The organism is Caulobacter sp. 05L422, assembly GCF_056397765.1.
Window position 1 is genome coordinate 50,681 of the sequence record NZ_JBFTOB010000001.1, and the last position, 22,166, is coordinate 72,846.

Genomic DNA, 22,166 nt, shown 5'->3' on the forward strand with positions numbered 1-22,166 from the left:
TTGAAGGCGCCTGAAGCTTGGCTGTCTCGACGCCCTTAAGGCAGCACGGCGGGCCAAGTCGGCGCAAGCCGCCGGCGAGTTTGATGTTTCGCATTGAAAAGTATGGGGTTTTCAGACAACTCGGCCGGTCGGGCCGTAGTTCGCGGAGCGTCTTTCCGCATGCTTCTGGCAGCATTTGTGCGGAAAACCGCATCGCCTCGTTCGGCGAAGGAGAGGGTCGAGGCCCGCGCCTAGCTCAGGACCAGTCCGCCTTGGCCCCGTCGGGCAATCAGGTCGCCGATGGTGGTGAACAGGGTCGACAGGTCGACGGGCTTGCGGATGACGTCGTCGGCGCCGGCGGCCTGGCAGTCGGCCTCCAGGGTCAGGCCGCTGTCGGCGGTGACCACGATCACCGGCAGTCTGGCCTTGGCGTCGGTGCGGGTGCGGATTTCGCGGATGGCGGTCAGGCCGTCCATGCCGGGCATGCGCAGGTCCATCAGGATCAGGTCGTAGGCGTTGGCGTCGATCATCGCCAGGCCGGACGGGCCGTCCTCGGCCTCGTCCATCTCGACGCCGCCGGCCCGCAGCATCTCGGCGATGACGCGGCGGTTCATCTGATTGTCCTCGACGAACAGCACCCGCATCGCGGAAGGATCCCCGGCTTTCCTGGCGTTAGGCGTCTAACCTAGGTCAAACAATAGTTTAGACGGCGTTCAGGCCGTGGCAATCGTCCTGGCGTCGCGATCGTCCGGCGCCTGCGTTTCGAGCAGGGCGGCCAGGGCCTCGACGAGCCCGGCGGCGGTCACCGGCTTGCGCACGATCAGGGCGGCGCCGGCCTGACGTAGGGCGGTCTCCTGGTCGTCGTCGCCCTGCGCCAGCAGCACCGCGATCGGGGCCGGGGCCAGGGCGTCGCGCAGCGCGCTCATCGCCGCCCGGCGCGCGTCGAGATCCTCGCCCAGCTCGGCCGCCTCGACCAGCGCCAGGTCGAAGCGCTCGTTCCGGGCCGCGTCCAGGGCCTCCTGACGGCCGGCGACGGCGCGAAGCTCGCGGACCTTGGGACGCAGCACGCCGGCGATCACCGACCGCGTCAGGGGATTGGGATCGCAGAACAGCAGGCCGCAATCCCGCAGCCCGGGCGCGCCCTGGGCCGAGGCCGTCGCGACCGCCCGTTCCAGCGGCAGGTCGACGGTGGCGGTCGTGCCGACGCCCACCGTGCTGTCCAGGCGGATCTCGCCGCCCATGGCGTCCACCAGCCGGCGGCAGATCGCCAGGCCCAGCCCGGCCCCGCCATGGGCCCGGGTGCGGCTGGAATCGACCTGGCCGAACGGCTCGAACACCTCGGCCAGCTTCTCGGGCGGGATGCCGGCCCCGGTGTCGGCGACCTGGAGGATCAGCCGCTCGCCAATCTGTCCTTGGCCGGCGGGGCCGGGCTCGACCGACGCCGACAGCCGCACCGTCCCCTGGTCGGTGAACTTCACGGCGTTGGACAGCAGGGCGAACAGGATCTGGCGCAGGCGGCCCGCGTCCTCGACGATCCGGCCGGGCGCCTGGGCGTGGTCGCAGGTCAGGGCCAGGCCCTTGGCGGCGGCCTTGTCCGACCACAGATGCACAGCCTCGCGGCCCAGCCTGGGCAGGTCGAAGGCGGTGCGGTTCAGGGTGACGCCGTCGGTCTCGATCCGCGCCATGTCCAGGATGTCGTCGACCAGGGCCCGCATGGTCTCGGCCCCGGCGTTCACCACGGCGACCCGGTCGCGCAGCTTGGGGTCCAGGTCGGGCTGGGCCAGCACCACCTCGGTCATGCCCAGGATGCCGTTCAGCGGGGTGCGCATCTCGTGGCTGGTGTTGGCCAGGAACTCGGTCCGGGCCCGCACGGCCTTGGCCAGCGCCTGGTTGGCCTGGCGCAGCCGCTCGTTGGCGGCGCGGGCCAGGTTGCGGCCGCGACGCACGCCCAGGACCGCCGCCAGCAGGCCGGCGGCGACCAGCAAGGCGCCGACCAGCAGCAGGGTGACGACCAGGTTGCGGGCCCGCGCCAGCTTGATGTCGCGCTCCAACTGGCCGGCCTTGAGCTGGGCGATGCGCGAGGCCTGGTTGGCGTAGTCGAACTGGGCGGCCATCAGGGCGGCGTTGGTCGAGGCGGCCAGGGCCTGGCCCTGGTCGTCCAGCCGCTTGAACGCCTCCAGGTGGTCCAGGGCCAGCTGGGTCTGGCCCAACTGCTTGTACGTCTTGTAGGCGGCGGAATGCAGGTCGGCGTAGTCGGGGCCTGTGGTCTTGAGGTCCACGCCGTCGAACAGCGGGGCCAGCACCTGGGCGGCGGCCTTGGGGCGCCCCCGCGCCAGCTCCACCTGCACCGTGGCCTTCATCACCGAACGCTGGGCGCCCTGGGCGTCGGTCAGCGGGCGCAGCAGGGCGTTGGCGGCGTCGATCAGGCTCTTGGCGGTGTCGGGATGACCGTTGTGCGCCTCGGCTATGGCCTGGTTGGCCACGATCCGGGCCTCCAGCTGCGGGCTGCCCATCTGGCGGGCGATCTTGCGGGCCTTCTCGAACTCGGGGACCGCCCGGCCGTACTGCTCGTCCGACATCAGGGCGTTGCCGATGTTGTTGGCCGCGCTCAGCTGCAGCAGCTGGTCGGCGGGATAGGCCTCGGCCGACTGGGCGTAGTAGTGCAGCACCTTCTTGTAGTCGTGGGCGTCCTGGTAGATCGAGCCGATGTTCTGCAGGGCCACGGCCTGGCCGCGCGGATGGCCGGCCTTGCCGAAGATGCGGTAGGCGGCCTGGAAGTCGCGCAGCGCCGACTGGACCTGGCCACGATCGGCCTCCAGCGCGGCCTGGGTCATCACCAGGTCGCCGTGCAGCTTGGTGTTCGGGACCTTCCGGGCGGCGACCGCCAGACCGGCGGCGATCACCGGCGCGGCCTCGTCGGAACGATTGAGCCGCAGCAGCGCCTCGCCCTGCAGCCACTGGGCGGCGGCGATCTCCTGGTCGCGATGCGGACCCGCGTCGGCCTTGGCCATGGCCAGGGCCTGGCTCGACAAGGTCAGGGCGGCGGCTGGATCGCCCATCATGGCGTCCTTGGCGGCGGCCAGCTGCTTGTCGATGGGGCTGGGAGGCTTGGCGACGGGATCGGCGGCGCCGGCGGCCAGGGGCGCGGCGACCAGCAAGGCGGCAAGCGCCGCCGCCGACCAAATCCGTGTCCTGCCGACCATGCACCCGCCCGATTTTTCGCCGACGTGTCGCGAACGCTCCAAGGAGTTGTCGCGGGCGCGTGGAGAATTCGTAAACCGTGACGATAGCAGGCCTGGGGCAGACCTCCCGCCGCGACCGGACGTCGCATGTTGACAGCAGGCTGTCAGCAGGAGCCGCCTAAGGTCCCGGACGTTGATCCACGAAGGAGAGCGCCATGACCGACCTGCCCCTCAAGGCTCGCTGCCACTGCGGCGCCACCCAGTTCGAGGTGACCCAGGCGCCGACCGAACTGGCCGACTGCAACTGCTCGTTCTGTTCTCGGCGCGGGGCGCTGCACGCCTACTACAAGCCGGCCCAGTTCAAGCTGACCACGGCCCGCGACCGGGTCGCGACCTACCAATGGGGCCACTACATCGGCCAGCATCACCACTGCGCCATCTGCGGCTGCCCGACCTATTCGGAGTTCCCCAGCTTCGACAGCGGCCAGCCGGACTTCGACGACCCCCGGATCAGCATCAACGCCCGCCTGTTCGTCGACTTCGACTGGTCGGCGCTGCCGGTGCGCAAGCACGACGGCAAGGCCTACTGATCGCCGATCCTGCCGCTCGGCATCGCCTAGCGCCTGTAAAAAGTATTTGACAGGCAGCTCATGTCTGTAAAATACTTTTTACAGGCAAGGGAGCGAGCGACATGTCCATCGAGAAGCGACAGAAGGCCATCTGGGTGGCGCTGGGCCTGGCGGTCCTCGCGGCGCTGGGCGCCGGCGTCCTGGCCAGCCTGCTGATCCAGAAAGGTCCCGGCCATCTGCCGTTGAGCCTCGTCATCCTGGCCTGCGCCGTGCTGATCGGGGCGGTCGTCCTGGCGACCGTGCCCTGGTGGCGAAAGCTGGACGACATGGCGCGGGATGCTCACCTGACCTCCTGGTACTGGGGCGCATCGTTCGGCGGCGGGGTCGCGCTCTTGGCGGCCGCAGCGATCGACGGGCAGGGGCCGCTCTTCCAGGGCGCCATCCTGGTGTTCGGGGCCCAGGCCCTCGCCTATATCCTCTGCTGGCTGGGCTGGTGGGCGCTGCGCCGGCCGAGGGCCTCGTGAAGAACCGCCTGCGCGAGGAGCGCGTGGCCCGCGGCTGGAGCCAGGGCGAACTGGCGGATCGGGCGGACGCCTCCCGCCAGACGATCAACGCCATCGAGGCCGACAAGTACGACCCGTCCCTGCCGCTGGCCTTCCGCCTGGCCGCGCTGTTCGACCTGCCGGTGGAAGGGCTGTTCTTCAATCCGTTCAAGGCGGAGGGGGCGGACTAAGCGCCGTCCTTCCGCTGCGGGGGAAGGATCTAGGCCGCCTTGCCGAACGCCTCGACCGCGTCCTTCAGCAGGTCTGGATTGATCGGCTTGTTCAGCACCGTGATCCCCTCGAACCCGGGCCTGGGCAGGGCGCCGTAGCCGGTGGCGAACACGAACGGGATGCCGGCCGCCCGCAGCCGTTCGGCGACCGGGAAGACCATCGTCCCGCCGATATTGACGTCCAGCACCGCCCCGTCCAGCGCCGGCGGCGGCGCGGCCGCGTCCTTCAGATAGGCCAGGGCGTCGTCGACCGCGCCGAACGAGCCGGAGATCTGGCAGCCGAAGTCGGTCAGCAGGTCCTCGACCATCAGGGCCACCAGGGCCTCGTCCTCGACGATCATGATGCGGGGAGCGTTCTGGGGAGAATTCAGGGCGGCGGTCATGCGGACGTCCTCGTGACGGGGCCCGCGACGATCCGGTCCGACAACGGCACGCGCAGGAGGTAGGTCAGGCCCTTGGGCTGGTAGGTCAGCTTGGCCTCGCCGGCCAGGTCGCGGGCCACGCCGCGCTCCAGCAGGCGGGTCCCGAAGCCCTGGCGCTTGGGCGCGAACACCGGGGGACCGCCGCGCTCGACCCATTCCAGGGCCAGGCTGGGCACGCCGTGCACGTCCTCCACCCGCCAGACCACGGTGACCTGGCCGCTGATCGCCGTCAGCGCCCCGTGCTTGGCGGCGTTGACCATCAGCTCGTGCAGGGTCATGTGCATCGCCACCGCCGTCTCCGGGGTCAGGGCGATGGCCGGGCCGCGGGCGGTGAAGCGCGGATCGGCCAGGCCGCCGAACGGCTCCAGCGCCGCCTCCAGCACGTCGCGCAGGTCGGTGCGGCCCCAGCCCTGGCGGGTCAGCAGTTCGTGGGCCCGCGACAGGCCCATCAGCCGCGACTCGAACGAGTCGGCGAAGTCCGCGGGCGAGGGGGCGTTGCGCAGGGTCTGGCGGGCGATCGACTGCACCGAGGCCAGGGTGTTCTTCACCCGGTGGTCCAGCTCGCGCAGCAGGAAGGTGCGGCGGTCCAGGGCCTCGTTCAGCGAGGCGTAGAGGTTGGCGTTCTCGATCGCCGCCGCCGTGGCCCGGGCCATGGTCTCCAGCCTGATCACCGTGTCGGCCGAGGGCGTCTGGCCGACCGCCCAGTAGGCGCCGATCGCGGCGATCGGGTCCTTGGCGCGCACCGGCGTGATCACCAGGCTTTTGACGAAGGTCGGGCGGTAGGCGTCGTGCGGGATGCGGTCGTCGGCGTAGATGTCGGGGATCACCACCGTCTGGCCGTGCAGCATGGCCCAGCCGGAGATGCAGGCGCTCATCGGGAAGCGCTGGCCCTTCCACATCGGGCCGATGGCGTCCTCGTCCAGGTACCAGCACAGGTCGCCGTCGCGCAGCACGAAGCACACGCCGTCGGCCCCGGAGATGCGCCGGGCGGCCGAGCGCACGACCGCGGCGACCTCCTCGATCGTCCGCGTGGCCGACAACGCCTCGATCGTCTCGACCAGTGTGATCAGGGCGGCGTGGTCAGCCTGTTCCGAACGTTCCGCGTTCGCGACGTTAAGCAATCTTGGAATTCCCGATACACGTGTCCCTTCGCCAGCCTACCAGCGAGGGGGGGCGCGACAAGGTGGAGGCGGGTGCTCGGCGCGCGGCGCGCGCGGCCATCCGGAACGCCCGGACGGCGCGCGCCGCTCAGTTGGCGGGAAGATCCTCAATGACTTCAAGGCGCGTGGCGTTGGGACCCCGGGTCAACTCCCGCGACAATCGGTCGCTGTCCAGCGCGCCCTCCCACTTGGCCACCACCAGCGTGGCCACGCCGTTGCCGACGAAGTTGGTCAGGGCCCGGCACTCGCTCATGAACCGGTCGATCCCGACCAGCACGGCCAGGGCGGCGATGGGGATGTCGGGGACCACGGCCAGGGTGGCGGCCAGGGTGATGAAGCCCGCCCCCGTCACCCCGCTGGCCCCCTTGGAGGTCAGCATGGCCACGCCCAGCAGGGCGGCCATCTGCATGAAGCTGAGATGGGTGTTGGTGGCCTGGGCCAGGAACAGGGTGGCCAGGGTCATGTAGATGTTGGTGCCGTCGAGGTTGAAGCTGTAGCCGGTGGGCACCACCAGGCCGACGACGGACTTCCTGGCGCCCAGGCGCTCCAGCTTCTCGATCAGCTGGGGCAGGGCGCTTTCCGACGAGCTGGTGCCCAGCACGATCAGCAGCTCCTCGCGGATATAGGCCAGGAACTTCAGGATCGAGAAGCCGCTGGCCCAGGCGATCGCCCCCAGCACCACCAGCACGAAGATCAGGGCGGTGACGTAGAAGGTGGCCACCAGGGCGCCCAGCTGGATCAGGCTGGCCACGCCGTACTTGCCGATCGTGAAGCCCATGGCCCCGAACGCGCCCAGCGGCGCCAGCTTGACCACCACGTGGATGATCCCGAAGAACAGCTTGGCCATGTCGCTCATCGCCGCCGCCGCCCGGTCGCCGAACGGGCCCATGCGCGTGCAGGCGAAGCCGGTCAGGATGGCGATCAGCAGCACCTGCAGCAGGTTGCCCTCGGCGAACGCCCCGAAGAAGGTGTCGGGGATCAGGTGCAGCAGGTAGGGGACCAGCCCCTCGCCGTGATGGGCCTTCTCCAGGTAGCCGGCGGCGATCTTGGGATCCAGGTGCGCGGGGTCGATGTTGAAGCCGCGGCCTGGCTGCAGGATGTGGCCGACGATCAGCCCGACCAGCAGCGCCAGGGTCGAGACCACCTCGAAATAGACCAGGGCCTTCACCCCGACCCGCCCGAACGCCTTGATGTCGCCCATGTGGGCGATGCCGCTGGCCACGGTCAGGAAGATCACCGGGGCGATCACCAGCTTGACCAGCTTGATGAACGCATCGCCCAGGGGCTTCAGCGCCACCCCGACGTCGGGCCACAGCGCCCCGACCAGCACCCCCAGGGCGATGCCGATCAGCACCTGGACATAGAGCGTCTTCAACGGCCGCAGCAGACCCATGCCCGTTCCCCTTTGACGCCCCCCGGCGCCGCTTTTCCGCCCCGGGGTTCGCACGCCCGGAAACTTGCGCTATGGACCCGAAGCCCGCGCAACGCGGCCCGGTAGCTCAGCAGGATAGAGCAGCGCTTTCCTAAAGCGAAGGTCAGGGGTTCGAGTCCCTTCCGGGCCGCCATTTAACTGTCGAAACCAGTTAGAACTGGCGCAATCCCAGCTAAGAGTGGCGCACACGCACCCCTTTGGTGCCATCCGCGGTCCGCATGACAGATGACCCCGTAGGTCGTCAGCGCTAGCTGCTCGGCCCAATAGCCATCGCTAGGATGGGAAGGCATCTGCGCTCATGCGCGGTGTCGCGGACGTCGGCCGCTCGCGCAGCTATAAAGACAGCGTTAGGCATTGAATTGATTTCATATTTGAGTTGTTGTAGTATTGGGGGCGACACCCCATGGGGTGTCACTTACGGGGTCGAGCCCGGGTGGTCTATGTTTGCGTATTCCCAAAAAATAATACTTGGGACTCCGCAATAACAACTTGCGAAAATCGCTCCAGCAGAAACGGCCGAATCCCTCGCCATTAACGGCGAGTTGGACTGCGATCGCCGCTTCTCAGAGAAGGAGCTCGACTGATGTGGCCACCTTAAAGCGCATTAAAATCTGAGACTTAGCTCAGAACGAAAACAAGCCCGAGACCGTGGGGTCTGGGCTCGGTTTCGGGATTGAAGCTCAATCCTATCGTGTGGCGCGATAGCTGATCTTCCCCGCATCGAGCCAACAAGTCAACTGCGCGCCCTGCGACGCAGAACCCTGGTGCTTGGGCTGATTTCACCCGCATTGAAATCGAAGGAGATCACGATGGATCACTTCCGTCGGCGCTACCGCTCGGCCTCGCCGCAGCGACGAACCACGCTTGACGACGCTTTGCTCAGGACTGTTTGCGAATGCAAAAAACCACGGTGCTGGAAATGCCTTACGGCCTTGGCGACCCTGGTGCTCACTGAGTCCGGCGCGCCTATCCGGACAGTTGTCACCGGTCGGCGACATCAAGTTACGGGCGTCTACGCCAGCCGGAAGGCCGGCCGAGCATTGCCCTACGAGAGCATGAATGAACGCGCGTTCTTCATGCATAGCGAGGTCGACACCAACGTCCTCGACTTTCGCGCCCAGCCCTTCCGCTTGGAATTTACCGTGGGAGATCGGCCGCGCGCTTACATCGTCGACTGCGTAAGGCAGTTGTCCTGCGGTGCGATCGAGCTCATCGAAGTCAAAAACGATCGTCGAGCACTGAGAGATCTCGACTATCAGCTCAAGCTCCTGTGCGTGCGCGCGATCTGCGAGCAGGTTGGCTGGCGGTTTCGGATCGTTCTAAAGCAGAGCTTGTTCGAACCCGAGCTTCGATACGCGAACATTCTGGACGTGCAGTCCTGGAAGCTCACTGACTATAACGAAACCGACGTTTTCTGCGTGGTCGATCATCTCGACCGCCACGGTCCCAGTCCTGTTGGCCGGCTGACCGAGCTGATCGGCGGACCGCTGGTCGGTGCGGCCAAGCTCAAAGCCATGATGGTCGGGCGGATTGTGCGCCTGGACCTCTCCAAGCCCCTTACTCCCCAAACCCCTGTCGAACGGGTCGCCCAAAGCCGCGACCGGGCGGAGGAATCCCAATGATCAATATCCAATTGAACGTCGGCGACCTCTGGGAGCTTGGCGGCGAGCGCCACTACTTCGAACAAGCCATGGGTGGTGGCTTCCTCTATTTCAGGAGCGAACGTTCAGGCGCGCCCTTCCAAATCCCGCTCGACAACGGCGAGGCGGTTTCGCCGACCGTTGACTGGTTGAAGGAGCAGTTTGCGATCGGCGCTGTGCGACGTCTCGACTCCGCGGTGGCGACAACGACCGCGCAGCAAATCGCCCAGGCGCGGGAAGACGATTTCGACGCGATTATGGAGAAGGACCCGAGAGCGCTTGTTCGGCAGATCGTACTGAAATCGCTCGATAGGATCCCAGCCTATTCGCGCAGCGACGACGGCATCCGGCGAGCGCTGGCGTCCATTTGGGCGGCAAAGCCTCGGCAACTGTCGGAACACCGCCCGCCCTCCCCAACGACCGTTCGCCGATGGCTGAAGGAGCGTGGATGTATTGATGCACGGTCCTTGAAGGCGATGGTGTCCATGTCGGGGCGGGTTCCCCGCGCGAAGAGGCTGCCAACCTTCGTTCACCGACGGCTCCACAGGACTGCCATGACCTACTGGTCAAGCGCGGCGCTGACTGTCCGCGGTGCCTTCGATTTTCTTAAATGGCGCCTGATCGAGATCAACAGATGGCTGGCGGAGCGGAAATTGCCGGCCGTTCCACTTCCATCCTCGGAGACCTTCAGAAAGCACGTTCGCTTCACGGAGTGCTTCGACACCGTCGCGGCAAAATATGGACTCAAGGAGGCCAACAATCGCTTCAAGGCCTGCGGAACGGGGCTAGTTGCGCATCGCCCTTTGTTGCTGGGTGCGATGGATCACACGAGGGCCGATTTCTTCGTTGTGGTCGACGTGGATGGCTGGCGGTTGCTTGGACGCCCCTGGCTGACGGTCCTGATCGACGTCTACTCCAGATGTGTTGTCGGTTGGGTGCTGAGCTTCGAACCCCCGTCGCTCTATTCCATCACCGAATGCATCAAACGCGCCAACCGACCAAAAATTCAAATGCTGAGCGGCGTCGCAGCCAATGCGCAGTTGGTCGACATCTACGGCAAGCTTGACGAGATCGTCGTCGACAATGGCTGGGAGTTCATCGGCACATCGTTTGAGTCCGCGATGACGGATGTGGGCACCAGCATTCGATGGGCGCCGGTGAAATCTCCGACCTACAAAGCCATAGTCGAGCGGTTCTTCGGCACCCTCAACACCTTGCTGCACCAGAGGTTGCCCGGTGGAACCTTCCCAATAGCGCAAATGCGCGCTTGGGAGCTGGATCCGAGGAAGGACGCAGTGCTGACGCTTGACCAAGCCGAAGCGCTGCTCGCCTCCGCCGTCGCGGTCTATCACCAAGAGCTCCACAGAACCCTGGGGGACACCCCGTTGAACGTCTGGACGAAGGGCGTTCGCGCCCAAGGCGGCGTGCAGGTAATCGGTGACGATCGGCTGCTCGAAAAGATGGTTGGCGCTCACACTGACCGAACACTTTCGAGATCAGGCATTTCTCTCTTCGGACTTCAGTATCATGCACCTGCGTTAGTCGGGCCGCTGCTTGAGCAGTTGGCGGGACGAGAGCCGTCGCGGCGACGTCGCGAAGGGTCTGCAACAGCCAAAGTCACGGTGAAGTACAATCCCGCTAACCTCGGCGAGGTGCATATCTGGAATCGAGTGGCTGGCACGTTTGAGACCCTGCCCTGCACAGACCCAGACTATGCCGGCGGGCTCTCAAAATGGCGGCACGAGCGCATCCAGGAATGGGAGCGCGAGGTTGTCTGCGTTGATGAGGATGATCGGCGTGAGCGCAGGCTGGCCCTCCGTAGCCAGATCGAAGGCGCGTCATCCGCGAAAGCGATCGCCCGCGATAAGGCGAAGTTGGCGCGTCTGCTTTCGTCACCTCGCATCGAGCAGATCGCCAGCGGTCATCTCCGCGTCGCATATGCCCAGCCTCGCCACGACGGGATGGCGCCGACCATTCCTACGGCACCGCTGGCCCCTGAGCGGGCTGACGACCACGCTAAACCCGTAAGACCGGCACGAGGTCAGAGGCGGAGGAAGGTCGAAAAGGCATCATCCAAGGGGGCTTCCGTAGCGGTGGCCGTCGATTGGTCGCCCGGTGTGGCGGACGGCGGCGATTGGGAGAGCTTCCAATGATGCGCTTTGATTCTTCCGACTTGGCACCCCTCCACCGAACTGCGTCGGATCTCAACAGTCAGGTCGCCGACAAGATGGCCCGGTTCAAATCGGTCTTTTTCCCCTACCCGCCGCATGTCGCGATACATGACCGCTGCGACTACCTGCAACAGTTGGGTGTGCGTACTCGCGGCCAACCTCAAATGGGCTTGCGAGTCCTGGCCGTCACGGGCTCTGGGAAAAGTACGGCCGCCGAAGCCTATATGGCCCAGGTTGAAACGCGGCGGCCGAGAACTTCGACTTTCATCCCGATCCTCAAGGTGAATCTCGAGCGGGGAACGACGCCCAAGAAACTGATGATGTCGATCCTCGATCGCTTCGGGGATCCTTACGCTCCTCATGGGAACGAGTTGACGCTTAAGAGAAGGGTCTTCGCGTGCTTCGAGCGGTTTGGGACCGAACTCCTGATTGTCGACGAGATCCAGCACCTCAACTATCGAAACGGCATCAAAAACGACGTTACCGATACCCTGAAGGGGATGCTCGACGCAGGCGTCGTGCCGATGGTGTTTCTCGGCACAGAAGAGGCCGAAGGCATGTTCAAGCGAAACCTGCAGCTCAACGGTCGCTTGCTCCCGCCCTGTAAACTGCACCCTCTGAGTCCTGAAAGCGGAAGCGACCGGGCACTGTTTGCCGGCTTTGTCGCGAGGCTGGAACGGGTGGTGGTCGATCAGGGCATCTTGCCGGAGGGCTCAAACTTCAGCGAGGCCGGTTTGCTGCCGGGACTATTCGAAGTTTCGGCCGGCGTTGTCGGTCGTGTCTCTCGTCTGTTCCAAATCGCTCTTGAACGAGCCATCAGGCGCGAGGCGACCCTCTTAGAACCGTCGGACATCGCTTGGGCGGTCGATGCTTGGGCCATCGAGCAAGACTTTGCCAAGCGTAACCCGTTCACGGAGTTGCTAAATGCCTGACGGCGGCATCGCTCCACACGGAGTGCGCTCGATGGTGGGGAAGAGCTTGCTCTTCCCCCTTTCGCCCGAGCCCGGTGAAACCCTGCTTGGCTTCCTGGTTCGAAGCGCAGAGCACAACTACCTTCCGAGTCCGTCGCCCATCCTTAGCGACTTGGGCGTAAACCTTCACTTGAAGGGAGATTGCCTCGGTCGTCTGGCTGAAGACGTTCCACTTTTGGCGGAAGTGCTTGGGTTGTCGTTGGCAGACGTTCATCGCTTATGGGGAGCTGAGCCGCTTTCAGGTGGGCGGCGGCGGTTGGGCGGCGTCTGGCTTAGACCCAGCATGATTTTCAGCTCACACCGACGTTTGCCGCGAATGTTCGTCCCGAGTGGCGCAGACCAGGCGTTGTGGATGGTGCGCAATCTTGGCTTCTGTCCCGAGAGCTGGGAGCTGCTGGTCGATCGATGCCCGCGGCCGTGGTGTGGTCGGCGATTGACCTGGTGCTCGGCGAACTCTCTCCATCTTTGCGGCTTCTGTGGAGCCAGCGTTTCAGAAGCCGACCGACAGGTGGTCCCGAGAAAAGATCGCCGGGCGCTGGCTTGGCTGGCTGACCTGTTCGTTGAGGACGAAGAGCGGGTTTCTCGTTCCCTTCGTGAAATTCCACCCGCGTTTGTACTCGAGGGCGCGACCGAGGCATACGAGCTTGTCAGCGCCCTCGTCAAACCTATGCGGGGCCTTTCTAGATCCAAACAGGCCGGCAAAGCCTCGAATCTCGCTGACTTGGCCAGCGCCTGTAGGTTCGTGCTCGATTTCCCCCGATCAGTTTGGGATCTCCAACAACTCGATAAGGAGACTTGGCATAAATTTCGGTCTCAGATGCAGCTGGTAGCTCAGTACACGCCACAGACCGCTGTTGCTCGAGAAGTTAGAAGAATCCTTGAGTATGGGCATGCTCGGATTAGGTCGCCTCACCGGCCTTCCACGGAATCGATTTGGCTAACCATCAGCGCCGCCGCCAGACTTCTTAAGGTCGAGCGCTCAGGTGTTAGGGCGCTGATTGACGCTGGTTTGCTTCCTGCAATGAAGGATGGTGGAGGCGAAATACGAGAACATTCCGCGATACCACGAAACAGCGTGGTGGACCTCGATATCCGCATTCGAGAGAGAATTGGTTGGAAAAACTTCTGCTCAGAGTCGGGACTTCCGCAAATTGCCGCAGAGCAATTATTGGCGACCGGCCTGTTGCATTTAAAGGAGGATCTAGCGGTGTCCCACCTTTTCCGGGATCGCCAACTTGAGCGCGACAGTGCCTACAGTCTGTTGAATATGCGCTGGCCAAGTTTCTTAGACGAGCAAGAGGAGAGTAATTGGGTGCCGCTATCGCGCGTGATGCAGGGTGTCGGCGGTCGTGAAAAGCCGTGGGCGCGAATAATTCAAGCCGCCCTCAACGGCGATTTACCAGGAGGTGTGCGTAGAACGCACTTGGACACCAAACTTGTCGAACACTGCATTCATCCGATAACAGCGCGACGGTTGATAATGGGTGGGCCTTTCGCCCGCACCCCTTTTGATTTTCAAGACGGCGACTTAGGCGAACATTGGCGTCCTCACCTCTCCCCTGGCGAAACCGCGTTGCATCTCAACTGTACTGCGCAGGACATCACCTGGCTTAGGTCCTGCAAGATGCTGGAGCCGGTTAATGCCAAAGGGCGGCCGACCCACTACGTGCGTTCCGATGTTGAGGCTCTTGGTCGCGAATTGATTAGCACACGTGAAATCGCGGCCAGGCTCGGGCTAAAACCCGTCGATGTATGGCAAAGTTTGCAGAACCGGGCTTCGGGCGGTGCTTTTGGCCAAGGCTTCTACGAACGCGGGCTCGTGGAGCCCATTCTGTGCTCCCGGCACTAGGGGGCGATCCTGACTCATCACTGACCTTCGGAAGGTCGCTTCCGGGCAGTTGCGAGGTCGGGCGCGAGACCGCCGCCGGGAACGGGGAAACCTGACTCTTAGGCGACCTTGGGAAGGTCTGCTTCTAGGCGCTGACCGTAAGGTCCGGTTCCTGGAGCGCTCCTAATGTCTGCTCCTGGCGCTAGTCGCGCCTTACGCGCCATCGACGCTTACGAGTTTTGGTCTTCGCGCGCGGGGAAGCTCAGCATTGCGACCCGGGCCACGGTCTCCAGCTCCTCCCGCGTCGCTCCGTCCCGCGCCAGGATCGACATCCCGCTCTGGACGGTCTGAACAAAGCGGGCGAGGGCGTGAACGTCGGTTCCGGCCTGAAGCTCGCCGTCCGCGACACCTTGGCTCAATCGCGCCTTGAGCCGCTCAAGGCTGCCGAGGCGCGCCGCGCGAACCGTCTCGCCCAGACCAGCGTGGTCTTCGTCGCCGACCATCGACAAAGTCACCATGCAGCCCCGGGGCATGTCGCACAGCGAACCGGTCAAAGCGGCGGCGGAGTCCAGCAGCCACGCCGCCACGGCCTCGCGCGCCGTTGCGCCGGCCCGAAACCCGCCCCAGCCCATCTCGTCGTAAGTCCGACGGTAATAGTCGAGCGCTGCGCCATACAGCGCTTCCTTCGAGCCGAACGCCGCGTAAAGGCTGGGCGCACCGATCCCCATCGCTGCGATCAGGTCGGAGATGGACGTGGCCTCATAGCCCTTCTCCCAGAACAGCCGCGTCGCCTGCGCCAGCGCTGCCTCGCGGTCGAACGCACGCGGTCGACCGCGCCCCCGCCCGGACATTGCACCGCTTTCCGGATCTCGTCCTGAATTCTGCATCGATCGCTAGATAAGTCCCTTGAACCGGCCCGGCAACCTTCCCACTATTTGTGTATCGATCACTCTAGAAATGGACTCCGGACCGACATGACGAATTTGGCTGGCAAGCGCGCCCTGGTGACGGGCGCTTCCCGAGGCATCGGGGCCGCAATCGCCCTGGAACTGTCCGAACAGGGGGCGGACGTCGCGATCACCTACGAACGCGCCGCCGATAAGGCTGCGGACGTCGTGAGGCGCATAGAGGCCAAGGGCCGCAAAGCCGTCGCCATCAAGGCTGACAGCGCCGACGTCGCGGCGGTGAAGCAGTCGGTGGAAGCGGCGGTCGCCGCGCTCGGCGGTCTCGATATTCTGGTCAACAACGCCGCCATCGCCCGGTACGCGCCCTTCGCCGAGATCAGCCAGGAGGACGTCGACGCCTTGCTGGCGGTGAACGTGCGCTCGCCGATCTTCGCGGCCCAGGCGGCGATTCCACACCTGAAGGCCGGCGGTCGCGTCATCACCATCGGCTCGGCGGGCGCCGACCGCATCGTGGGCGATGCGGGCTCGGCCTATTACATGACCAAGTCAGCGCTGCAGTCGTTCAACCGGGGCCTCGCCCGTGAACTTGGTCCGCGCGACATCACCGTGAACCTGGTGCAACCGGGCTCGACCGACACCGACATGAACCCAGCCGACGGTGAGTTCTCCGATTTCCAGCGCTCGCTGATGCCGCTTGGCCGCTACGGCAAGCCTGAGGATGTGGCCGCCGCGGTCGCGTTCCTGGCCTCGCCCGCCGCGCGTCATATCACCGGGACGATCCTGAATGTCGACGGCGGCGCTCTGACCTAAAACAATGCGGTAGAGGGCGTTTCGCGCCCTCTACCGACCTCCGCCGGCTGTAAGCCGACTTGGGCGACGTCGGCTTTCCTCGCGTGCATGCACCCTTTGAGATGGGCGTGCCTTGGACCGACGTGGCGCAGCCGACTGCGGCTTGAGATTCTGATAAAAAAAGAACGCCGCGCTGTGAACGGTTCAGCCGTCTCGTGGCTGCCGCGGCGCTTCATTGGGTGAGAATTTAGAAACGATAGATTTCGATACTTTCCATTTATGTGGCGATGCCTCGCGGTCAAAGTGTCCTTGTCAAAACAACGGGGCGGCCGGGGAGCGGTCCTCCAAGCATCGAAGGACCCAGCCATGACCCAAGCCACTGCGACCCCGGGCGCTCGCCTGCTGAACGCCGCCGACCACACCCTGATCATGATCGACTACCAGTCGCAGATGGCCTTCGCGACCAAGTCGATTTCGGCGACGGAGCTGCGCAACAACGCCGGTCTGGTCGCAAGCGCCGCGGCCGGTTTCGGCGTTTCGACCATCCTGACCACCGTCGCCGAGAAAAGCTTCTCCGGGCCGATGTTCTCTGAGGTCACCGCGCCTTTCCCGGGCAAGGTCCTGCTGGATCGCACGTCGATGAACACCTGGGAGGACGAGGCGGTGATCGCCGAGGTCAACGCCATCGGCAAGTCGCGGATCGTCTTGGCCGGCCTGTGGACCTCGGTCTGCATCGTCGGTCCCGCGCTCTCGGCTCTGGACCAGGGCTTCGAGGTCTATGTGATCACCGACGCCAGCGGCGATGTCTCCACCGAGGCGCATGAGCGCGCGGTCTCGCGCATGATCCAGGCCGGCGCCCAGCCGATCACGTCGCTGCAATATCTGCTGGAGCTGCAGCGCGACTGGGCGCGCGGCGAGACCTACGACCTGACCACCGGGATCGCCCGTGAACGGGGCGGCGCCTACGGCCTTGGCATCACCTACGCCAAGACGATGTTCAACGCTTCTGAACAAGACGCGGCCGCCGCCTGACCCGATAGCGATGGGGGCGGCGCCAAGCCGCCCTCGTTTTGGAGCCCCGTCATGAAACCCTACCTCCTCTCGCTCGGCGCCGGGCTGCTCGTAGGCGTGATCTATTCCCTGCTCAATGTTCGCTCGCCCGCGCCGCCGGCCATCGCGCTGCTGGGGCTGCTCGGCATGTTGCTGGGCGAGCAGGCCGTTCCGATCGTCAAGCGGCTGGTGACCAAGGCGCCGGTCGTCGCCTACCTCAAGACCTCCGAATGCGCGGGTCGAGTTCTGGGTCCTCAAGGCATCGCCGCGGCCGGCCCAGAACCGCAGCCGCCGAAGAACCCGGCATGAGCCCGCTCGACCGTCGCCAAGCCATCGCCCTCGGCGCGGCCTTTCTTTCCAGTTCTGCTTTCGCTGAAAGGCGTCCCATGTCCGATCTGCTCCTCATCAACGGCAAGTTCACGACCCTTGATCGCAGCAATCCGCGCGCCGAGGCCGCCCTGGTCCGGGATGGCAAGTTCGCCGCCGTCGGCGAGGAAGGCGAGGTCCGCGCCGCCGCCGGCCCGAACCCGACGATCATCGACCTGAAGGGTCGGCGGGTGATCCCGGGCCTGATCGACAGCCACATGCACATCATCCGCGGCGGGCTGAACTACAACATGGAGCTGCGCTGGGACGGCGTGCCGACCCTGGCCGACGCCATGGCCATGCTGAAGAAGCAGGCGGCCAACACGCCGCCCCCGCAGTGGGTGCGCGTGGTCGGCGGCTTCACCGAGCACCAGTTCGTCGAGAAGCGCCTGCCGACCCTGGACGAGATCAACGCCGCCGCCCCCGAGACGCCGGTGTTCATCCTGCATCTCTACGACCGCGCCCTGCTCAACCGCGCCGCCCTGCGCGCCGTCGGCTACACCAAGGACACGCCCAACCCGCCCGGCGGCGAGATCCAGCGTGACGCCTCGGGCGAGCCCACCGGCCTGCTGCTGGCCCAGCCCAACGCGACCATCCTCTACGCCACCCTGGCCAAGGGCCCCAAGCTCCCGCCGGAATACCAGCTCAACTCCACCCGCCACTTCATGCGCGAGATGAACCGCCTGGGCGTGACCGGCGTGATCGACGCGGGCGGCGGTTTTCAGAACTATCCCGACGACTACGAGATCGTCGAAAAGCTGCACGCCGACGACCAGCTGACCCTGCGCATCAGCTACAACCTCTTCACCCAGAAGCCGAAGGCCGAGTTGTCGGACTTCCAGTCGTGGTCCAAGCAGGTCAAGCCGGGCCAGGGCGACGACAAGTACCGCCACAACGGCGCGGGCGAGATGCTGGTCTACAGCGCCGCCGACTTCGAGGACTTCCGCGTCGAGCGGCCTGAGATGCCGGCCAATATGGAAACAGACCTGGAGCCGGTGATCCGCCATCTGGTCGAGAACCGTTGGCCCTGGCGGCTGCACGCCACCTACGACCAGACCATCGATCGGGCGCTGGACGTCTACGAGAAGGTCAACAAGGACATGCCCTTCGACGGGCTGCACTGGTTCTTCGACCACGCCGAGACCATCAGCGACCGCAACATTGACCGCATCGCGGCCCTGGGCGGCGGCATCGCCGTGCAGCACCGCATGGCCTTCCAAGGCGAGTACTTCATCGACCGCTATGGGGCCAAGGCCGCCGAGGCGACGCCGCCGATCAACAAGATGCTGAAGGCCGGCGTCCCGGTGGGGGCCGGCACCGATGCCACCCGCGTGGCCAGCTATAATCCTTGGGTCTCCTTGAACTGGCTGGTGACCGGCAAGACGGTGGGCGGCACGCACCTCTATCCTCTGGCCAACCGCCTGGACCGCGAGGAGGCCTTGCGCCTGTGGACCACGGCCAACACCTGGTTCTCCAACGAGGAAGGCAAGAAGGGCCAGATCGCCGTTGGCCAACTGGCGGACTTGGCGGTGCTGGCCGACGACTACATGACCGTGCCCGAGGAGGAGATCCCGCACCTGTCGGCGGTCCTGACCCTGCTGGGCGGCAAGGTGGTCCATGGCCAGGGCGAGTATGACAAGCTGGCGCCCAGCCTGCCGCCGCCGATGCCCGACTGGTCGCCGGTGCGCACCTTCGGCGGCTACCAGGAGCGCTCGCGCGGTCACGCCCGCGCCCTGGCCTCGGCCTGCGGCTGCGCCAGCGGCTGCAATGTCCACGGCCACGACCACGCGTCGGCCTATACCCGGCAAGCCCCGGCCGCCGATGCGCGCTCGTTCTGGGGCGCCATGGGCTGCGGCTGCTGGGCGGTGTGATCATGACCACGCCCCAACCCATCGCCGCCCTGCTGCGCGGCCCGGCCTTTGGACCCATCGCGCGCGCCGTCCTCACCACGCCCTATTGGTTCGCCGGCCTCTACAAGTTGACCCATCTGCCCGATGCGCTGGGCGAGGCCGCCCATTTCGGCCTCAAGCCCGCCGGTCTGGTCGTGGCCTTGACGATCATCGTCCAGCTGGGCGGCTCGGTTCTGCTGATCCTGGGTCGGCTGGGCTGGCTAGCGGCCGGCGCCCTGGGCGTCTTCACCGGCTTGGCCACCCTGATCGCCCATCCCTATTGGACGGTTGAAGACCCGGCCGAGCGCTTCCACGCCCTGAACACCTTCCTGGAGCACATCGGCCTGATCGGCGGCTTCATGCTGGCGGCGGCTTTCATCGAGAAGGAGCGTGTCGCATGAGCCCGCGCCCGTTCCTGACCAAGGAGACCCACCTTGCCGGTTTGACCGGTGTGGGCATGGCCTTCGTCGGGGGCTATGTCGACGTGATCGGCTTCGTTTTGTTGTTCGGTCTGTTCGTCGCACACGCCACCGGCAATATCGTCATGCTGGGCGTGGGTCTGGCGGGCGACGCCGGCGGGCTCGCCACCAAGCTTCTGGCCCTGCCGGTGTTCATCGGCGCGGTGGCCGCCACCTATGCGCTGATCCGCTGGCGCAACACCCGAGGCCAGCCTTGCGAGGTTCTGGTCCTGGCCCTGCAGGCGGCTCTGCTGCTGGCCTTTATGCTGCTGACCGTGTGGGCGCTGCCCGCCGCCAGCGCCAACGCGCCGCCGGTCATGCTGGCCGGATTGACGGGGGTGGTCGCCATGGCGGTGCAGAACGTCGGCGCGCGTGTCGTCTTCGCCCATCTGGCGCCGACCACCATGATGACCGGCAACGTCACCCAGATCGCTATCGACCTGGTCGATCTCGCCATCGCCCGCGGCCGCCCGGACGAGGCGCTGAAGGCGCGGATCCGCAAGACCTGGCCGCCGGTCGCCGCCTTCGCGCTCGGCGCCATGGGCGGCGCGGTCGGGGTGCTGGTCGCCGGCGCCTGGAGCCTTGCGATGGGTGTTGTCGTGGTGGCGGTGCTGGCGGTCCTTCACGCCGTCCGGGGCGAGCGGTCATGAACCCGATCGCGATCGCTCTCGCCGCCGTCTTGGCCACCGCTGCGTTCAAGGCCGCCGGCGGTCGCGACGGCGACTTCGTGATGGCGATCATGCAGTACCGCTTTTGACGACGGCTTAAGCCACGGGTCGAACAGCATGACCAAGTCGAACCGTCTTCACTGGCATGGTCGAGGCGAAACCTGCAGCGAGGCCGCCGAATATCAAACTTGACGGGGCTTTACTGCGCTTAACGACACGACTTTGCGCGTCTCTCCTAGGCTGCCGGGTGAAATCATCATGGTGGAGACGACCCATGCAGTATGCCCAAAGCCTTTCAACAATGCGCCCAGCGAGCATGCCCGCGCGCCCTCCGGGCCTGATGACTTTCATGCCAACCGCCCGCGCGCGCCTCAATTCGGGCGTGGATGTCTTCGGCGACGGCCGTGGCCGGCAGATCAGGCAAGACCCGCCGGCGAGCGCGCAAAACGAGCGCTGGGCAGGTCTGCTCCCATGGCAGGTCAAACGGGTCCGTGACTATGTCGACGCGGACCTGCACGGCGCGATGTCGCCGAGGGCGGCGGCGGCTCATGCTCGTCTCAGCCCTGGCTACTTCTCCAGACGGTTTCGCCAGTCCTTTGGCGTCACATTCTCCAGATTCGTGGCGGCTCGGCGCGTCGAACGCGCGCGCGGCCTCTTGGTCGGCGGCGCCGGCAAGCTTTGTGAGATAGCCTTGGCCTGCGGCTTTGCCGATCAGGCGCACTTTACGCGGACGTTCGGCAATCTCATGGGGTGCACACCGGGACGGTGGCGGCGCCAAGCCGCCGGGAGTCGATTGTCGGCCTAGCCGGCCGCCCGGGCGGCGCGGACGGCAGGCCCCTTCCTGGAAATCTTGAGCTTCATTTCGCTTTCTCGTGGCGCCGGCGCGCACGCGCTAGACGCTGTTCAGGCGCGGGGAGCCCCTTCAGTCATCTTCCGGAGTATCGACCATGACCACCAGCAACTGGACCCGTCGGCGCGCCTTGCGATCGGGCGCTAAAATGTTGGGCGCCGCCATGGCGACTTCGGCCGCCGCCTTCTCCGCCGCGCTCCAGACCGAGGGCTACGCCACCGTGCCCGGCGGTAGGATCTTTTGGCGAAAGTTCGGATCGGGCGGCAAGACGCCGTTGCTGACGCTGCACGGCGGTCCCGGATCGTCGCACAATTATCTGCTGCCGCTACAGGCCCTGGCCGACGAACGTCCGGTGATCTTTTACGATCAATTGGGCTGCGGCCGGGCGGACGCGCCGGGAGACGATAGCGTCTACTCGATCCAGCGCTCGGTCGATGAATTGGACGCCGTGCGCGCGGCCCTGGGTCTGGACCGGGTGGTTCTGCTCGGCCACTCGTGGGGTGCGTTGCTGGCCATCGAGTATCTTTGCCAAGGGCGGGGCAGGGGCGTCGACCGCCTGATCCTGAGCGGCGCCATGGCCAGCATTCCGCAGGTCATGGCTGGTTTTGATCGACTGTTCGCCACCATGCCTGAGGGCTGGAGCGACAAGATCCACGCCCTGGAAAAGGCGGGCAAGACAGCCACGCCCGAATATGCCGAGCTCGTCCAGAAGTTCTACGACACCTTCGTCCTGCGGGTTCCGCCTAGCCGGGAGGTGCTGGCGACGCTGGAGGCGCTTTCGAAGTCGCCGGCCTATCGCGTGCTCAACGGTCCCAACGAGTTCACCATCGTCGGCAAGATCAAGGACTGGGATCGTCGTAGAGACCTCAAGGCGATCACCCAGAAGACGCTGATCACCACCGGCGAATTCGACGAGATCACTCTCGATTGCCACGAGACCCTTCGCGACGGGATCGCTGGCAAGGCGCGCCTGGCGGTGATGACCGGATGCTCGCACCTGACGATGAACGAGAAGCCGGGGCAGTATAACGCCCTGCTGCGCGGCTTCATGAACGAGGCGTGAGG

The 22,166-nt window shown here is 65.5% G+C and carries 21 protein-coding genes and 1 tRNA gene; 16 read left to right on the forward strand and 6 right to left on the reverse strand.

Annotated features, from left to right (window positions below):
* Positions 1-230: 230 nt before the first annotated feature.
* Positions 231-623, reverse strand: a complete 393-nt coding sequence (locus tag AC1DMQ_RS00250; protein ID WP_477031538.1) for a response regulator — start codon at positions 621-623, stop codon at positions 231-233.
* Between the two features lie 69 nt (positions 624-692).
* A complete protein-coding gene (locus AC1DMQ_RS00255) occupies positions 693-3,182 on the reverse strand; it encodes an ATP-binding protein (protein ID WP_477031539.1) in 2,490 nt (829 codons plus the stop codon).
* Between the two features lie 194 nt (positions 3,183-3,376).
* On the opposite strand from AC1DMQ_RS00255, the gene AC1DMQ_RS00260 reads away from it, so the two are divergent.
* The 3 genes from AC1DMQ_RS00260 to AC1DMQ_RS00270 all read left to right on the forward strand — a co-directional run bounded on the left by AC1DMQ_RS00260 (position 3,377) and on the right by AC1DMQ_RS00270 (position 4,463).
* Positions 3,377-3,751: a GFA family protein gene (locus AC1DMQ_RS00260; protein WP_477031540.1), complete on the forward strand. Its 375-nt coding sequence runs from the start codon at positions 3,377-3,379 to the stop codon at positions 3,749-3,751.
* Between the two features lie 101 nt (positions 3,752-3,852).
* Positions 3,853-4,254, forward strand: a complete 402-nt coding sequence (locus tag AC1DMQ_RS00265) for a hypothetical protein (protein ID WP_477031541.1) — start codon at positions 3,853-3,855, stop codon at positions 4,252-4,254.
* A complete protein-coding gene (locus tag AC1DMQ_RS00270; RefSeq protein WP_477031542.1) occupies positions 4,251-4,463 on the forward strand; it encodes a helix-turn-helix transcriptional regulator in 213 nt (70 codons plus the stop codon). Before AC1DMQ_RS00265 ends, AC1DMQ_RS00270 begins: the two co-directional genes overlap by 4 nt.
* Positions 4,464-4,492: 29 nt before the next feature.
* Here AC1DMQ_RS00270 and AC1DMQ_RS00275 read toward each other — a convergent pair whose 3' ends face one another.
* From AC1DMQ_RS00275 to AC1DMQ_RS00285, 3 genes are all read right to left on the reverse strand, one after another.
* On the reverse strand, positions 4,493-4,885 hold the full coding sequence (locus tag AC1DMQ_RS00275; RefSeq protein ID WP_477031543.1) for a response regulator: 393 nt from the start codon (positions 4,883-4,885) through the stop codon (positions 4,493-4,495).
* Positions 4,882-6,045, reverse strand: a complete 1,164-nt coding sequence (locus tag AC1DMQ_RS00280) for a sensor histidine kinase (protein ID WP_477031544.1) — start codon at positions 6,043-6,045, stop codon at positions 4,882-4,884. Before AC1DMQ_RS00280 ends, AC1DMQ_RS00275 begins: the two co-directional genes overlap by 4 nt.
* Before the next feature lie 127 nt (positions 6,046-6,172).
* Positions 6,173-7,459 (reverse strand): dicarboxylate/amino acid:cation symporter, encoded by a 1,287-nt coding sequence (locus tag AC1DMQ_RS00285; protein ID WP_477031932.1) that lies wholly within the window; start codon positions 7,457-7,459, stop codon positions 6,173-6,175.
* Positions 7,460-7,572: 113 nt separating this feature from the next.
* Here AC1DMQ_RS00285 and AC1DMQ_RS00290 point away from each other — a divergent pair.
* The 5 genes from AC1DMQ_RS00290 to AC1DMQ_RS00310 all read left to right on the forward strand — a co-directional run bounded on the left by AC1DMQ_RS00290 (position 7,573) and on the right by AC1DMQ_RS00310 (position 14,147).
* Positions 7,573-7,649 (forward strand) — tRNA-Arg (locus tag AC1DMQ_RS00290).
* 676 nt (positions 7,650-8,325) lie between these two features.
* Positions 8,326-9,138: a TnsA endonuclease N-terminal domain-containing protein gene (locus tag AC1DMQ_RS00295; RefSeq protein ID WP_477031545.1), complete on the forward strand. Its 813-nt coding sequence runs from the start codon at positions 8,326-8,328 to the stop codon at positions 9,136-9,138.
* Positions 9,135-11,309 carry a transposase gene (locus AC1DMQ_RS00300; protein WP_477031546.1) on the forward strand — a complete coding sequence of 725 codons (2,175 nt, stop codon included), beginning with the start codon at positions 9,135-9,137 and terminating at the stop codon, positions 11,307-11,309. Before AC1DMQ_RS00295 ends, AC1DMQ_RS00300 begins: the two co-directional genes overlap by 4 nt.
* Positions 11,306-12,259 carry a TniB family NTP-binding protein gene (locus tag AC1DMQ_RS00305; protein ID WP_477031547.1) on the forward strand — a complete coding sequence of 318 codons (954 nt, stop codon included), beginning with the start codon at positions 11,306-11,308 and terminating at the stop codon, positions 12,257-12,259. The genes AC1DMQ_RS00300 and AC1DMQ_RS00305 overlap by 4 nt, the downstream gene beginning before the upstream one ends.
* On the forward strand, positions 12,252-14,147 hold the full coding sequence (locus AC1DMQ_RS00310; protein WP_477031548.1) for a helix-turn-helix domain-containing protein: 1,896 nt from the start codon (positions 12,252-12,254) through the stop codon (positions 14,145-14,147). Before AC1DMQ_RS00305 ends, AC1DMQ_RS00310 begins: the two co-directional genes overlap by 8 nt.
* Positions 14,148-14,356: 209 nt before the next feature.
* Here AC1DMQ_RS00310 and AC1DMQ_RS00315 read toward each other — a convergent pair whose 3' ends face one another.
* Positions 14,357-15,013: a TetR/AcrR family transcriptional regulator gene (locus AC1DMQ_RS00315; RefSeq protein ID WP_477031549.1), complete on the reverse strand. Its 657-nt coding sequence runs from the start codon at positions 15,011-15,013 to the stop codon at positions 14,357-14,359.
* Positions 15,014-15,100: 87 nt separating this feature from the next.
* Between AC1DMQ_RS00315 and AC1DMQ_RS00320 the strand changes: the two genes are divergently transcribed.
* From AC1DMQ_RS00320 to AC1DMQ_RS00355, 8 genes are all read left to right on the forward strand, one after another.
* Positions 15,101-15,841, forward strand: a complete 741-nt coding sequence (locus tag AC1DMQ_RS00320) for an SDR family NAD(P)-dependent oxidoreductase (RefSeq protein WP_477031550.1) — start codon at positions 15,101-15,103, stop codon at positions 15,839-15,841.
* A 345-nt stretch (positions 15,842-16,186) separates the two neighbouring features.
* The gene (locus AC1DMQ_RS00325) at positions 16,187-16,852 is read left to right on the forward strand and encodes a hydrolase (protein ID WP_477031551.1); all 666 of its coding nucleotides are present in this window, start codon (positions 16,187-16,189) and stop codon (positions 16,850-16,852) included.
* A gap of 51 nt (positions 16,853-16,903) precedes the next feature.
* The gene (locus tag AC1DMQ_RS00330; protein WP_477031552.1) at positions 16,904-17,179 is read left to right on the forward strand and encodes a DUF1427 family protein; all 276 of its coding nucleotides are present in this window, start codon (positions 16,904-16,906) and stop codon (positions 17,177-17,179) included.
* A 77-nt stretch (positions 17,180-17,256) separates the two neighbouring features.
* Entirely contained in the window at positions 17,257-19,107 is a 1,851-nt protein-coding gene (locus AC1DMQ_RS00335) for an amidohydrolase (protein ID WP_477031553.1), read from the forward strand.
* A gap of 2 nt (positions 19,108-19,109) precedes the next feature.
* Entirely contained in the window at positions 19,110-19,526 is a 417-nt protein-coding gene (locus AC1DMQ_RS00340) for a DoxX family protein (RefSeq protein WP_477031554.1), read from the forward strand.
* The gene (locus AC1DMQ_RS00345; protein WP_477031555.1) at positions 19,523-20,233 is read left to right on the forward strand and encodes a YoaK family protein; all 711 of its coding nucleotides are present in this window, start codon (positions 19,523-19,525) and stop codon (positions 20,231-20,233) included. Before AC1DMQ_RS00340 ends, AC1DMQ_RS00345 begins: the two co-directional genes overlap by 4 nt.
* Before the next feature lie 292 nt (positions 20,234-20,525).
* Positions 20,526-21,056: a helix-turn-helix domain-containing protein gene (locus tag AC1DMQ_RS00350; protein ID WP_477031556.1), complete on the forward strand. Its 531-nt coding sequence runs from the start codon at positions 20,526-20,528 to the stop codon at positions 21,054-21,056.
* 208 nt (positions 21,057-21,264) lie between these two features.
* Positions 21,265-22,164, forward strand: coding sequence for a proline iminopeptidase-family hydrolase (locus AC1DMQ_RS00355; protein WP_477031557.1), 900 nt, complete (start codon positions 21,265-21,267; stop codon positions 22,162-22,164).
* The last annotated feature ends 2 nt before the right edge of the window (positions 22,165-22,166 follow it).

Coding starts and splice junctions, on each gene's coding strand:
- AC1DMQ_RS00275 (WP_477031543.1), bottom strand. CDS start 4,885: ATGACCGCCGCCCTGAATTCTCCCCAGAACGCTCCCCGCATCATGATC.
- AC1DMQ_RS00305 (WP_477031547.1), top strand. CDS start 11,306: ATGATGCGCTTTGATTCTTCCGACTTGGCACCCCTCCACCGAACTGCG.
- AC1DMQ_RS00320 (WP_477031550.1), top strand. CDS start 15,101: ATGACGAATTTGGCTGGCAAGCGCGCCCTGGTGACGGGCGCTTCCCGA.
- AC1DMQ_RS00325 (WP_477031551.1), top strand. CDS start 16,187: ATGACCCAAGCCACTGCGACCCCGGGCGCTCGCCTGCTGAACGCCGCC.
- AC1DMQ_RS00350 (WP_477031556.1), top strand. CDS start 20,526: ATGCAGTATGCCCAAAGCCTTTCAACAATGCGCCCAGCGAGCATGCCC.
- AC1DMQ_RS00255 (WP_477031539.1), bottom strand. CDS start 3,182: ATGGTCGGCAGGACACGGATTTGGTCGGCGGCGGCGCTTGCCGCCTTG.
- AC1DMQ_RS00335 (WP_477031553.1), top strand. CDS start 17,257: ATGTCCGATCTGCTCCTCATCAACGGCAAGTTCACGACCCTTGATCGC.
- AC1DMQ_RS00250 (WP_477031538.1), bottom strand. CDS start 623: ATGCGGGTGCTGTTCGTCGAGGACAATCAGATGAACCGCCGCGTCATC.
- AC1DMQ_RS00315 (WP_477031549.1), bottom strand. CDS start 15,013: ATGCAGAATTCAGGACGAGATCCGGAAAGCGGTGCAATGTCCGGGCGG.
- AC1DMQ_RS00340 (WP_477031554.1), top strand. CDS start 19,110: ATGACCACGCCCCAACCCATCGCCGCCCTGCTGCGCGGCCCGGCCTTT.
- AC1DMQ_RS00345 (WP_477031555.1), top strand. CDS start 19,523: ATGAGCCCGCGCCCGTTCCTGACCAAGGAGACCCACCTTGCCGGTTTG.
- AC1DMQ_RS00265 (WP_477031541.1), top strand. CDS start 3,853: ATGTCCATCGAGAAGCGACAGAAGGCCATCTGGGTGGCGCTGGGCCTG.
- AC1DMQ_RS00260 (WP_477031540.1), top strand. CDS start 3,377: ATGACCGACCTGCCCCTCAAGGCTCGCTGCCACTGCGGCGCCACCCAG.
- AC1DMQ_RS00310 (WP_477031548.1), top strand. CDS start 12,252: ATGCCTGACGGCGGCATCGCTCCACACGGAGTGCGCTCGATGGTGGGG.
- AC1DMQ_RS00330 (WP_477031552.1), top strand. CDS start 16,904: ATGAAACCCTACCTCCTCTCGCTCGGCGCCGGGCTGCTCGTAGGCGTG.
- AC1DMQ_RS00295 (WP_477031545.1), top strand. CDS start 8,326: ATGGATCACTTCCGTCGGCGCTACCGCTCGGCCTCGCCGCAGCGACGA.
- AC1DMQ_RS00300 (WP_477031546.1), top strand. CDS start 9,135: ATGATCAATATCCAATTGAACGTCGGCGACCTCTGGGAGCTTGGCGGC.
- AC1DMQ_RS00355 (WP_477031557.1), top strand. CDS start 21,265: ATGGCGACTTCGGCCGCCGCCTTCTCCGCCGCGCTCCAGACCGAGGGC.